This window comes from Streptomyces vinaceus, from assembly GCF_008704935.1.
GTDB lineage: Bacteria > Actinomycetota > Actinomycetes > Streptomycetales > Streptomycetaceae > Streptomyces > Streptomyces vinaceus.
In genome coordinates this window covers 2,807,909-2,819,895 of record NZ_CP023692.1, presented here as the reverse complement: position 1 = coordinate 2,819,895, position 11,987 = coordinate 2,807,909, and the positions used below count along the sequence as shown (strand labels likewise).

Here is an 11,987-nt window from a genome sequence, read left to right as displayed (position 1 = left end):
GGCTGGCACTTTGAGGGCGAACGGCGAAAGGCGAACGCCCCCGTTCCCGGAAGGTTCCCGGAAGCTCCCGAAAGGCGCGCCATGCACGCACCCCCCACCGACGTCGCCGCGCTCCCGCCCCAGCAGTCGGGTGCGCCCGCGCGGACGGCCGGGCAGCCGTCCGCCGATTCCCCCGGGGCGGGGGCGGGCCCCGCCTGGTGGATGTGGGCCACGGCCTCGGGGCTGTTCCTCCTCTACATGCTGGTGTCGCTGCGCACCCACGAGCGGCTGCTGTCGCACAGCTTCGACCTGGCGATCTTCGAGCAGGCCGTCCGCTCCTACGCGGAGGGCCACCTGCCCGTCTCCGAGGTCAAGGGGCCGGACTTCCCGGTCCTCGGGGACCACTTCTCCCCGGTGCTCGCCCTGCTGGCGCCCCTGTACTGGCTGTGGCCGTCGGCGCGGACCCTGCTCGTGGCGCAGGCCGCGCTGGTCGCCGCAAGCGTCCTGCCGCTGGCCCAGTGGGCGCGCCGGTCACTCGGCTCCACCGCCGCCCTGGTGCTCGCGCTCTGCTACGGGCTCTCCTGGGGCATCGCGAACGGGGTCGGGTTCGACTTCCACGAATGGGCCTTCGCCGTCCCGCTCCTCACGTGCGCGCTGGCCGCGCTCGGCGAGGGGCGGCTGCGCGCCGCCGCCTGCTGGGCGCTGCCGCTGGTGCTGGTCAAGGAGGACATGGGGCTCACGGTGGCGGTGATCGGCCTGCTCATCGCCTGGCGCGGCGGCGGGGAGGTCGGGCTGCGCGGCCTGCGCGGCAACTGGCGCGGCATCGGGCGCGGCAACTGGCGCGGCATCTGGCGGGGGCGGCGGCTCGGGATCGCGGTCGCGGCGGTCGGTCTGGTGTGGACGCTGCTGGTGGTGCTGGTGGTACTGCCGGCGCTCAGTCCGAGCGGCTCGTACTTCTACGCCTCGTTCCTGGGCGGTTCCACGGGCGGACCCGGGGGCGGGGCGGGCGGCGGCCTCGGGGAGGTGCTGCGCAAGCTCACGATCGGACTCGTCACCCCCGAGACCAAGGTGACGACGCTGGTGCTGGTGCTGGCGCCGACCCTGTTCCTCGCGCTGCGCTCGCCGCTGGTCCTGGTCGCCGTGCCCACGCTGGTGTGGCGGGGCGTCTCGGACTACACGGCCCACTGGGGGACCGGCTACCACTACTCGCTCACGCTGATGCCGATCGTCTTCGCCGCCTTCGTCGACGCCCTGGGCCGGCGCGGGACCACCGGCGCCGGCCTGCGCCGCTACCTGGCGGGCGCAGCCGGGGTCTGCGCGCTGCTGCTGCCGGTGTACTCCCTGGCGCAGGTGGCGCATCCGGACACCTGGCGGGCCGATCCGCGGATCGCGGCGGCGCACCGGGTGATGGGCCTGATCCCGGACGGGGCCACGGTGCAGGCCTCGGACGGACTGGTGCCGCACCTGTCCGACCGGACGAGCGTCAGCCTGTACGGCTGGCCCGCCGGCCGCCCGGATCCCGAGTGGATCGTGGTGGACACCCAGGTGCCGCAGCAGCGGCGCTGGCCGCTGTCCGCGAGGGACGAGTCCCTCGCCCTCGCCGGGGCCCGGGCGAGCGGGTACCGGGAGGTGGCCCAGGAGGGCGGGTTCGTCCTCCTGAGCCGGTCCTGAGCGGTCCTGAACCACCCCGGCCCGGTCGTCCGAAAGGCACGGCCTAGGACTCGGGCGGGACGCGGGGGCGGCCGCGGGGCGGGATCGGGGCCGCCCCGCCCGGGAGGCGGCCGGCCTCGGACAGGGCCCGCCGCAGCAGGAACTCGATCTGCGCGTTGGCGCTGCGCAGTTCCTCGCCCGCCCAGCGCGCGAGCGCGTCGTACACCTGCGGGTCGAGCCGCAGCAGCACCTGCTTGCGCGCCTGCCGCCCCGGCCGGGCGGCCGGGCGCTCCCGGCCCTCGGCCGCCTCCGGGTCCTGCGGCTCGCCGGCGGGGCTCACTGGTAGAGCGTGCCCGTGTTGACGACCGGCTGGGCGGCCCGGTCGCCGCACAGGACCACCATCAGGTTCGACACCATGGCGGCCTTGCGCTCCGGGTCCAGGTCCACGATGTCCTGCTCCGCCAGCCGGGTCAGGGCCAGTTCGACCATGCCCACCGCCCCTTCCACGATCTGCTTGCGGGCCGCCACGACCGCGCCCGCCTGCTGGCGCTGGAGCATCGCGGAGGCGATCTCCGGAGCGTACGCGAGATGCGTGAAGCGGGACTCTATGATCCGGACGCCGGCCGCCTCCACCCGTGCGTGCAGTTCGAGCGCCAGCTTCTCGGTGATTTCCTCGGCGTTGCCGCGCAGCGAGAGCCCGCCCTCGTCGTGGGCGTCGTACGGGTACTCGATCGCGATGTGCCGCACCGCCGCCTCGGTCTGGGTCTCGACGAACTGGGTGAAGTCCTCCACCTCGAACGTCGCCCGCGCGGTGTCCTCCACCCGCCACACCACGACGGCCGCCAGCTCGATCGGGTTGCCGTACGCGTCGTTGACCTTCAGGACGGCCGTCTCGTGGTTGCGGACCCGGGTGGAGATCTTCTCCCGCGAGGTCAGCGGGTTGACCCAACGCAGGCCGTCCGTACGGACCGTCCCCCGGTACCGGCCGAACAGCTGGACCACCCGGGCCTCGCCCGGCGCCACCATGTTCAGCCCGCTCATCGCGAAGGCCGAGGCGACGATGAGGAGGATGCCGAGCACGATCAGGAGCACGTGCGCGGCGGAGGCGTCCGAAGCCGCGCCCGTCGCGATCAGTCCGGCGCCGGCCACGACCCCCAACAGCCCCAGCAGCAGGGCCAGTCCACCTCCCAGGCTGCGCGCCGTGAACTCCCGTACGTCCCCTGCCGCAGCAGTCGCGTTCGTCATCATCTGCCCCCATTCGCCTGGTCGCGGCCGGTCGGGCCGCTTAGCAAAGTGATATCACTTTTTTGGCCCACGGCAACCCTGCGGGCGTGTCGCGCGTCGGTTCCCTTGGATGTGGGTGCTGATTCTCACGTCCGAATTGACCGATATTGGCCATGGTTGGCCAACCTTTGTCACAACCTGCGGTGTTAGCTTTCTGAGCTGACGTCGGGGGGGTAATCGAGCGGAGCGGGAGCGATGGGCCGAGCAGAAGCGCGTAAGGCGCAGCAGCGCAGTACGCGACGGGCGCCGCGCGGGCGCGCCACCGGGAAGGGGCGCGCCGGCGAGCGGACCGGTATACGTCGCTTCTTCACATGGAAGAAGATCCTCGGGGCCTTCTTCGGGATCATCCTGCTCGGCATGGGCGCACTCGTCGCCCTCTACTTCTACGTGGACGAGCCCGACCCGAACGCCGACGCCATCACGCAGAGCAACGTCTACAAGTACGCGGACGGCTCGATCATGGCGCGCGACGGCAAGATGAACCGCGAGATCGTGCCGCTCAGCCGGGTGCCCAAGGACGTTCAGACCGGCTTCATCGCCATCGAGAACAAGTCCTTCTACCAGGACCAGGGCGTCGACTTCCTCGGCATCGCCCGAGGCCTGTTCAACACGGTCACCGGCAAGGGCAAGGCCGGCGGTTCGACGATCACCCAGCAGTACGTCAAGAACTTCTACCTGAACCAGGACCAGACGGCGACGCGCAAGCTCAAGGAGCTCGTGATCTCCCTCAAGGTCGACCAGCGCATGGAGAAGCCGGACATCCTCGCCGGCTACCTGAACACCAGCTACTTCGGGCGCGGTGCGTACGGCATCCAGGCCGCCGCCCAGGCCTACTACGGCGTCGACGTCGACAAGCTGACCCTGGAGCAGGGCGCGTACCTCGCCGCCGTCCTCCAGGCGCCCAGCGACTACGACCTCGCCACCGCGGGCCCCAACGGCACCCGCCTGGTCAAGATCCGCTTCAACGGCGTGCTCGACAACATGGTCGAGATGAAGGCGCTCGACCCGGAGAAGCGCAAGCAGCTCCAGCTCCCGATGCCGATCAAGCCGAAGGCCGCCCCCGGCATGGAGGGCCAGAAGGGCTACCTGAAGCAGGCCGCGGACGCGGAACTGCGCAGGCAGACCAACATGACCACCCAGGAACTGCAGGCCGGTGGCTGGGAGATCACCCTCAACATCGACCCGAAGAAGCAGGCCGCGCTGGAGAAGGCCGTCCAGGACGAGCTGGAGTCCCAGCTCAACCGCAAGGACCGCCCCGTCGACGCGAGCGTGCAGGCCGGCGCCACCTCCGTGGACCCGAAGACCGGCGCGGTCGTCGCGATGTACGGCGGCACCGGGCTCTCCGACCACTGGGCGAGCAACGCCCTGCGCCAGGACTTCCAGCCCGGCTCGACCTTCAAGCCGATCGTGCTCGCCTCCGCGCTGGAGAACAAGTCCACGACGCACGACGGCAAGCCGATCACGCCGAACGCGCTCTACGACGGCACCAGCAAGCGCCCGGTCGTGGGCAGCGACACCCCGTTCGCCCCGCAGAACCAGGACAACCTGAACTACGGCGACCCCTTCCTGACCGTCCAGGCCGCCACCAACTCCTCCGTGAACTCCGTCTACGCCCAGATGATCGTGGACGTGGGCCCGCCGAACGTGAAGAAGACGGCGCTGCAGCTCGGCATGAAGGACCGCGACGGCTGGCCGGCCGACAAGCCGGCCATGTCGCTCGGCACCATGAGCGCCAACACGCTGGAGATGGCGGCCGTCTACGCCACCTTCGACAACCACGGCAAGAAGACCACGCCGACGATCATCAAGGCCGCCAAGCACGCCACCCGCGAGTTCAAGCCGGTCGAGTCCGTGGGCGGCCAGGCCATCACCCGCCAGACCGCCGACACGGTGACCAAGGTGCTCACCGGCGTCGTCCAGGACGGTTCCGGCAAGGCCGTCAAGAGCTCCGCGTACGAGGCCGCCGGCAAGACCGGTACCACCGAGTCCAACGTCGCCGCCTGGTTCACCGCGTACACGCCGGAACTGGTCACCGTCGTCGCGATGTTCGGCGAGGAGCCCGGAACGGCCAAGCAGGTCACCCTGACCGGTACCGCCGGCGGTGGCCGAGCGGGTGGTTCCAGCTTCCCGGCCGAGATCTGGAAGGCGTACACGCTGGCCGCGCTCAAGGGCGTGGACACCGGCGAGTTCGACCTCTCCGAGGCGAAGATGGGCGCCTCGCAGGCGCCGAGCCGCAGCAGCTCCCCGTCCTCGTCGAGCTCCTCCTCCGCCAACACGCCGTCGGCGCCGGTCTCGCCGTCGAAGAACACCCCGGATCCCGGCAAGGGGTCGCCGGACCCGACCAAGAGCGCGACCAAGAGCCCGGACCCGACCAAGAGCCCGGACCCGACGAAGAGCCCGGACCCGACGAAGAGCCCGCCGATCACGATCCCGTAGCGCCCGCGGCGCCCGTAGCGCCCTTGGCGCCCGTAGCGCCCGTAGCGCCCGTGGCGCCCGTGGCGCCCGTACGGCCCCGAACGCACCGCCGCCCCGCAGCATCCACGCTGCGGGGCGGCGGTGTCGTATCACCGGGTCGGTCAGCGGCGATCGGGCGGCCCCGGCAGCGGGAGCTCGAACCAGACCACCTTTCCGCTGCTCAGCCGGGTCGCGCCCCAGCGACGGGCCATCCGGTTGACCAGGAACAGCCCGCGGCCGCCCTCGTCGGTCTCCCGCGCCCGGCGCTGGCGCGGCAGCTGCGGGGAGTCGTCGCCGACCTCGCAGCGCAGCACGTCCGTGCGCAACAGGCGCAGGGTCACGGGCCGTTCGGCGTACCGCACGGCGTTCGTGACCACCTCGCTGACCAGGAGCTCCAGGGAGTCCTGGAGCTCCTCCAGACCCCACCGGGTCAGCGCCCGGCGGGCGAAGCGGCGGGCCCGCCCGGGAGCGGTCTCCTCCGGGTCCAGGAACCAGTACGCGACGTCGCTCGGCGCGATCCCGTCGAAGCGGGCCGCGAGCAGCGCGATGTCGTCGTCCCGGTCGCCCGGGCCGAGCATGTCGAGGACGTCGTCGCAGAGCGCCTCCAGCGGCGGCGGATGGTCCAGGCCGGTCAGCTGCGCCGTGGTGGCCAGGCGCTCGCGCAGCTGCTCGATGCCGGTCCACACGTCGCGCAGCCGCGACTCCACCAGGCCGTCCGTGTAGAGCAGCAGGGTGGCCCCGGCGGGCGCGTCCAGCTCCACCGCCTCGAAGTCCACGCCGCCGACGCCGATGGGGGCGCCGGGGGGTACGCGGAGCACCTCGGCGCGGCCGCCCAGGTGCAGGAGGACGGGCGGCGGGTGGCCGGCGTTGGCGATGGTGATCCGGTGCGAGACGGGGTCGTAGACCGCGTACAGGCAGGTGGCCATCCGGTCGGAGCCCAGGCGCTGGGCCTGCTCGTCCAGGTGGTGCAGGACCTCGGCGGGCGGCAGGTCCAGCTGCGCCAGGGTCTGGGCGGTGGTGCGGAGCTGGCCCATGATCGCGGCGGAGGTCATGGAGTGGCCCATGACGTCGCCGACGACGAGTGCGACGCGGCTGCCGGGCAGCGGTATCGCGTCGTACCAGTCGCCGCCCACCCGGGCCGTCTCGGCGGCCGGCAGGTAGCGGGAGGCGAGCCGGACCCCGGTGGGCTGGGGGAGGCTGTCGGGCAGCATCGTGCGCTGGAGCTCGTCCGCGATGTACGCCTCGCGGCCGTACAGGACCGCCTTGTCGATGCCGAGCGCGGTGTGCGTGGCCAGCTGGGCGGCGACCAGGAGGTCGTTCTGCTCGAACGCGGGCCGCTCGGGGCTGCGCAGGAACACCGCCGAGCCGATGACCCGGCGGCGGCCGCGCAGCGGCGCGAGGATGGCCCGCTGGCCGCGCGGTACGGGGTGCTCCGAGCCGAGCAGCTCCGGCAGCGCGTCCTTGGCCCCGGCGGCGGAGCCGAAGACGGGCCGTACGCCGCGCAGGACCTCGGCGAGGGCGCCGCCGGGGCGGATCTCGCAGAGCTCGGCCGCGGGCAGGTCACCCTGCGGGCCGACCAGCGGCAGCTGGCTGAAGTCGAGCTCGCCGGCGCCCCCCGCGGCCCCGGCGCCCTCCGCTCCGGTCAGGTCGTCGATCGGCCGGAGCCGGTCGGTGCGGCGCAGCCTTAAAACGACCGGGCCGACGGGGCGCTCGTCGCCGACCGGGAGGGGGTCCCGCAGGTAGACGAGGATGGCGTCGGAGAAGGTGGGCACGGTGGCCCGGCACAGGCCGAGGACGATCTCGTCGAGGTCGATGCCGCGGGCGATGCGCCGGGTGGCGGCGCCGACGAACCGCAGCCGGTCGCCCTCGCGCCGGGCCACTCCGCCGTCGGGCCCCGGCCCGGCCGCGCCGACCGCGCCCTCGCCGGCACCGGCGCCCTGGATCCCGTACGCCGCCGGGGCGGCCGCGTCCGCGCCGCCGCCTTGTCCGGCGGGGCCGGCTCCGGCCAGGGCCTCGCGGGGGCGGGAGGCGCCCGGTACCGCCGCCGGGAGGCCCTCGGCCCCCGCGCCGCGGGCCCCGTGGGCCCGTCCTGCGGACACGTCGGCCGGCTCCTCGCCGTGGGCGGGCGCCCCGTGCGCGGCGTTGCGCGCCGCCTCCCCGTCGCGGCCGCGGCGGCCGGCCGCGCCCTGGGCCGCCGTACCGCGGGCGCGGCCGCGCGCCGGACGGGGCGTACCGTCCTGCGGGGTCGCGGGTACGCCCTCGCCGCGCGGGCGCGGGACGTCCGAGTGGACCGGGTCGTCGCCGGGCGCGGCGGAGCCGCGTACGGCCTCGGCCGCCGGGACGGGGGCCTTGCCGTGGCCCAGTTCCTCCGCGCAACCGCCGGGGGCGGCAGGCATGCCGGGGCCGCCCGGCGCCGGTGTCGCGGCGGCCGCGGCAGGCTGCGGGCCCTCCTGCGAGGTGGGGTACTCCGTCACGCGTGGAATTCCGTCCGTTTGCGCTCGATGTGCGCTGCACTCAACTCGGTCAGTCGCGGTATACCCGCTCAGCGGCGGGGACACCACCGCCCCGCGGTTCCGCGTCCCGCTCGTTACCTCTCGCTCTGATTTGACCTCCGGTCAAGTCCCGCGTACGGCACGACATTTACGGATTCGGGGCCCCGTGCACCTCCCGCGCGCGACCCTTGCGGAGGGAGATCTTACGGTTGGACCCCGGGGGCGCATCAAGGGTCTCATGAGGTCATATGCGCCGGGGTGCGGTCCCAGTCCTCGGGCAGGGCCGGAACTCCCCAGGCGGGATCCGGCCGCCAGTCCTGCCAGCCGTCCGAGAAGGGCGCTCCCCACGCCTTGATCAGGTCCACCGCCGCCCGCCCCGCCGCCCGCACCTGGCGGGCCTGGTCCGCGTCCATCAGACCGGAGCGCTGCGCCTGCGCGAACTCGTCCTCGTCGCGCCACTTCCACGTACGGTCCGGGTAGACGGAGATGTCCAGGAAGTGGTCCACGGAGTCGACCCCGCCGGACCACTTGGTCCGCGGCTCCTCCAGGTTCACGTACCAGCTCTTGAACCGCCAGCCGTGGTCCCAGAACAGCCACACCGACCACGGGTCCGCGGGCCGGGCGAGCTTGAGCACGCCGGCGCCGAACCAGCGCGAGCGCACGGTGGTGCGCGGCGCGGTGTACCGGGTGGCGAGCGGCTCCTCGTGGACGGGGGTGCCGTCGGCCAGCACCGGCTTGACGCACTCGGTGCCGGGGGCCATCCACACCGCCAGCAGGTCGGCGGTGTCCTGCACCACTGTCACGGGGCGGCAGATGTGGACCGCGCCCTTCAGCCCCGGGGCGTGGTCGCGGTAGCGCCACAGGACCTGCTCGCCCGGCCGCCAGCGGGTGCCCTGCGCGTCGCCGCCCCCGCGGCCTCCGGTACCTGTCATGCGCAGATCTTAGGGCGGGGCCCCCCGCGCCCGCTGCGTTGCAGGTCACGGAGGTGCGCGGGGACGGGAAACGACCGAATCCGGCCCTCGTGGAGTGACGTTTTCAGGGCCGGGTCATCCGCAGGACGTCGAGGGCCTCGTCCAGCTGTTCCAGCGTCAGGTCGCCGCGTTCGACGTACCCGCCCTCCAGGACGACCTCCCTGATCGTCTTCCGTTCGGCGAGGGACTTCTTGGCGACCTTGGCCGCCTCCTCATAGCCGATGTACCGGTTCAGCGGGGTCACCACGGAGGGGGAGGACTCGGCGAACTCCCTGGCCCGGGCCGCGTTCGCGGTGATCCCGTCGACCGTGCGGTCGGCCAGCAGGCGGCTCGCGTTGCCGAGCAGCCGGATCGATTCCAGGAGGTTCTTCGCCATCACCGGGAGCATCACATTGAGCTCGAAATTGCCGGCCGCGCCGGCGACGGCGACGGTCGTGTCGTTCCCGGTCACCTGTGCGGCGACCATCAGTACGGCCTCCGGCACCACCGGATTGACCTTCCCGGGCATGATCGACGAGCCCGGCTGGAGATCGGGCAGATTAATTTCGGCCAATCCCGTGCGCGGCCCCGAGGCCATCCAGCGCAGATCGTTGGAGATCTTGGTCAGGGAGACGGCGATCGTACGGAGCATCCCGGAGGTCTCCACCAGCGCGTCCCGCGCACCCTGGGCCTCGAAGTGGTTGCGGGCCTCGGTCAGCGGCAGCCCGGTCGCGGCGGCCACTTCGGCGATCACGGCGGCGGAGAACCCCGGCGGGGTGTTGATCCCGGTGCCCACGGCGGTCCCGCCCAGCGGAAGTTCGGCCAGCCGGGGCAGGGCCGCGCGCAGCCGCTCGACGCCGTAGCGCACCTGGGCGGCGTACCCGCCGAACTCCTGGCCCAGGGTCACCGGAGTGGCGTCCATCAGGTGGGTGCGGCCCGCCTTGACCACGTCCGCGAACTCGGCGGCCTTGCGCTCCAGGGCGGCGGCGAGGTGCTCCAGGGCCGGGATCAGCTCGCGGGTGACGGCGGCGGTCGCGGCGATGTGGATGGACGACGGAAACACGTCGTTGGAGCTCTGCGAGGCGTTGACGTGGTCGTTGGGGTGGACCTCGCGGCCGAGCCGCTCACCGGCCAGGGTGGCGATGACCTCGTTGGCGTTCATGTTGGACGAGGTCCCGGAGCCGGTCTGGAACACGTCGACCGGGAAGTGCTCGTCCCAGCGGCCCTCGGCCACCTCGGAGGCGGCGGAGCGGATCGCGTCGGCGATGTCCTCGTCCACCACGCCCAGCTTCGCGTTGACCGCGGCGGCCGCGGCCTTGACGAGGGCGAGCGCCTCGATGTGGGCGCGCTCCAGGCGCTGCCCGGAGATGGGGAAGTTCTCCACCGCCCGTTGGGTCTGGGCCCGCCATTTGGCGTGCGCGGGGACCCGTACCTCGCCCATCGAGTCGTGCTCGATCCGGTGGGCGACCTGATTCTGATCGTCGGTCATGTTCACTGCCTCCTCAAAAAGTTGAGCAATTGTCTTGTTCGAAGTGTTCCCAAGTCCCCTACCGGCCAGTAAATACCGTGGGTAACACCGACAGGGGAGCGTTCATGACACGTGTACGTACGAGACCCGGGCTCAGATCTACCGTCGCCGCCGCCGCGGCGATCGCGGCCGCCCTCGGGGGCGTCACCGCCATCACCCCCATGGCCCAGGCAGCCACTTCCGCCGCGTCCGGCGCGACCGCCACCCCGCTCTCGCCCGAGCTGGAGGCCATCCGCGCGGCGGAGGCCACCCAGATCTACGGCGACCCGGCGATCCGCCCGCTGAACGAACGCAAGACAGGCCTGATCTCGCTCGGGGACAGCGAGATTTCGGGCGAGGGCGTCGGCAACTACGACCCGGCGACCAACACCCCGAACAACCAGTGCCACCGCTCGCCGGACTCCGCGATCCACCGCACCGGCATCCCGGCCGACCTGACCTTCAACGTCGCCTGCTCCGGCGGGTACACCGGCAACATCCGGATCGGCGGCAGCAAGCAGTACGCCGACGAGCTGGTGCAGAGCGACAGCCTGGCCGTCAAGGCGCGCAACACGAAGATCAAGATGGTGCTGCTGGTCGCCGGCGCCAACGACGACCTCCAGTTCGGCCCGGTCATGACCGACTGCGTGACCCGCTGGGTGCTCAGCCAGGGCACCTGCGAGCCCAAGTACGGGCCGGGCTGGCAGTCGCGCGTGGACGGCCTGAAGCCCAAGGTCGAGGCGACGGTCGCCGACCTCAAGACGGTCATGCGCGACGCGGGCTACGCCGACTCCGACTACAAGCTCGTCGTGATGGGCTACCCCAGCCCCATCGGCCCCGACTTCTACGACAACCCGAACTTCCCCGGCAAGCTGCCCGGAGGCTGCGCCGGCTACGACTCCGACGCCGCCTGGGGCCGCAACTACGCGGTGCCCACCTTCGAGAAGGGCATGCGCGCGGCGGCGCTGGCCTCGGGGGCCGTGTACCTGGACAACTCGCGGCTCTTCCAGGGCCACGAGGTGTGCATGGAGGACACCTGGGCCCGCGGCCTCTACCTGGACCTCGGGGACCACTTCCCGTGGGACGAGAACACCGCCCGCCAATCCTTCCACCCCAACTACCGGGGCCACGGCGCGTTCGCGTCCTGCCTCACGCAACTCTTCGCCTCGGGCCTGCGCGAGGCCTCCTGCGCCGACCCGGCGAGCACGGGCACGCCCGTACTCCAGGCCGGAGCCTGGGACTCCCTCTACGCGCCGCTGAAGAACGAGGCGACCGGCAACTGCCTCGACTCCAACGGCGGCTCCAGCGCCAACGACACCAAGGTCATCGGCTGGGACTGCCACGGCGGCCGCAACCAGGGCTGGTGGTACGACTCCGCGCGCAAGTCCGTCCACGTCGAACTCACCCACGACCGCTGCCTGGACGCCCCGGGCGCCAACTACGGCGCGGGGACCGGCCTGATCCTCTGGAACTGCCACGGCGGCGCCAACCAGCAGTGGGTCCGCGACGGCGCCACCCTGCGGCCCGCCGCCGCCCCGGGCATGTGCCTGACCGTGGCCGCCGCCCACGACCAGCTGCGCCTGCAGACCTGCAACGGCGCGGCGACGCAGCGCTTCGCGTAACCGCCCCGCACCACCCGGCCCCCCACACCCGGTCGGCCGCGCCGACCGG

Annotated in this window: 8 protein-coding genes; 3 read left to right on the top strand and 5 right to left on the bottom strand. The window is 72.5% G+C overall.

Features of this window, described 5'->3' with window-relative positions:
- Positions 1–81 precede the first annotated feature (81 nt).
- Positions 82–1,650 (top strand): DUF2079 domain-containing protein, encoded by a 1,569-nt coding sequence (locus CP980_RS12330; protein WP_150528167.1) that lies wholly within the window; start codon positions 82–84, stop codon positions 1,648–1,650.
- 43 nt (positions 1,651–1,693) lie between these two features.
- Here the strand turns inward: CP980_RS12330 and CP980_RS12325 are convergent, their stop codons facing one another.
- Positions 1,694–1,969 carry a type II toxin-antitoxin system antitoxin gene (locus CP980_RS12325; RefSeq protein WP_132756419.1) on the bottom strand — a complete coding sequence of 92 codons (276 nt, stop codon included), beginning with the start codon at positions 1,967–1,969 and terminating at the stop codon, positions 1,694–1,696.
- Positions 1,966–2,877, bottom strand: coding sequence for an SPFH domain-containing protein (locus CP980_RS12320; RefSeq protein ID WP_132756421.1), 912 nt, complete (start codon positions 2,875–2,877; stop codon positions 1,966–1,968). Before CP980_RS12320 ends, CP980_RS12325 begins: the two co-directional genes overlap by 4 nt.
- A 231-nt stretch (positions 2,878–3,108) precedes the next feature.
- Between CP980_RS12320 and CP980_RS12315 the strand changes: the two genes are divergently transcribed.
- The gene (locus CP980_RS12315) at positions 3,109–5,349 is read left to right on the top strand and encodes a transglycosylase domain-containing protein (protein WP_132756423.1); all 2,241 of its coding nucleotides are present in this window, start codon (positions 3,109–3,111) and stop codon (positions 5,347–5,349) included.
- 140 nt (positions 5,350–5,489) lie between these two features.
- On the opposite strand, the gene CP980_RS12310 is transcribed toward CP980_RS12315, so the two are convergent.
- From CP980_RS12310 to CP980_RS12300, 3 genes are all read right to left on the bottom strand, one after another.
- Positions 5,490–7,763 (bottom strand): SpoIIE family protein phosphatase, encoded by a 2,274-nt coding sequence (locus tag CP980_RS12310; RefSeq protein WP_425281779.1) that lies wholly within the window; start codon positions 7,761–7,763, stop codon positions 5,490–5,492.
- 332 nt (positions 7,764–8,095) lie between these two features.
- Entirely contained in the window at positions 8,096–8,791 is a 696-nt protein-coding gene (fomD, locus tag CP980_RS12305; protein WP_150528165.1) for a cytidylyl-2-hydroxypropylphosphonate hydrolase, read from the bottom strand.
- 103 nt (positions 8,792–8,894) lie between these two features.
- Positions 8,895–10,298: a class II fumarate hydratase gene (locus CP980_RS12300; protein ID WP_150528164.1), complete on the bottom strand. Its 1,404-nt coding sequence runs from the start codon at positions 10,296–10,298 to the stop codon at positions 8,895–8,897.
- A 104-nt stretch (positions 10,299–10,402) separates the two neighbouring features.
- Between CP980_RS12300 and CP980_RS12295 the strand changes: the two genes are divergently transcribed.
- Positions 10,403–11,938, top strand: a complete 1,536-nt coding sequence (locus CP980_RS12295) for a ricin-type beta-trefoil lectin domain protein (RefSeq protein ID WP_150528163.1) — start codon at positions 10,403–10,405, stop codon at positions 11,936–11,938.
- Positions 11,939–11,987: the final 49 nt, after the last annotated feature.